General features: G+C 68.7%; 1 pseudogene. It reads left to right on the top strand.

The annotated features are described in order from the left end of the window. Nucleotides 1–869: pseudogene (locus KGA66_RS29225) on the top strand (FtsK/SpoIIIE domain-containing protein); the annotation flags it as partial. Nucleotides 870–935: the final 66 nt, after the last annotated feature.

The following is a 935-nucleotide window of genomic DNA, read 5'->3' as shown; positions in this document are numbered from 1 at the left end:
CGCTCTTCGCGCTCGCCTGCCTCCGCATCGCCTATCTCCTCGCCCTGCGGCTGGTGCTCGGCCCGGAGCGCCACGCCGTGTGGCAGACCCGCCGCCGGATCAAGCGGACCTGGCCGCGCACCGCCCGCCGCCTCGGCCTGACGGTCGAGGAAACCGTACGACCCTTCCTCGCCTCCCCCGGCTCGACCTCATCCCGCAGAGTCCTGATCCCCTCAATCCGCGTCAAGCGCGAACGGTGGGGCGTACGCATCGAACTGCGCACCATCGAGGGCGTGGGCCTGGCCGAACTCGAAAAGGCCGCCGACCACCTCGCCGATGCCTGGCGCGTCCCGATCGTCCGCGTCGAACAGAACCGGGCCGGCACCCTGACCATCCGTGCCCTGATCTGGGACCCGCTGACCACCGCAACCGATACCACTGCCAGCACGGACAGCGGCGCGGATCAGGCCGTCATCTCGTGGCTGGTCGGCACCGACCAGGACGGCACCGACGCCACTGTCAAAACCAGCGACGTGTCCGGGATCGTGGTCGCCGGCCTGGCTGGATACGGCAAGACCAACCTGCTGGACAACCGCTTCGCCGCCCTCGCCCCCTCACCGCTCGTGCAGTTCGCCGTGATCGACGGCAAGGGCGGACCCGACTGGGACAGCCATGCACCGCGCTGCTTCGCCTTCACCAAGGACGACCCGGAGAAGGCCCACGAGATCCTTTCCCACCTGCACAACCTCCTGACATTCCGCCAGCACCTGATCCGCGACCGGCTCGGGGTCAAGAACCTGTGGGAGACCGGCCCCTCCCGCTCCTGGCCCACTGCCCTAAAGTTAGGGCCGGTCAGTCCGCTTTGGGGAGATTCGACTCGGCGATGGTGATGGTGTAGCGGGCTTTCTGGGTGTGCCCGTTGCGGCGTTCGGCGTTGGTGCGGGGGCTGGTTCGGT

Origin of the sequence: Actinocrinis puniceicyclus, assembly GCF_018283645.1 — a bacterium.
GTDB classification, from domain to species: domain Bacteria; phylum Actinomycetota; class Actinomycetes; order Streptomycetales; family Catenulisporaceae; genus Actinocrinis; species Actinocrinis puniceicyclus.
The sequence above is the reverse complement of the archived record's forward strand: the minus strand, read 5'-3'. Positions and strand labels throughout refer to the sequence as shown.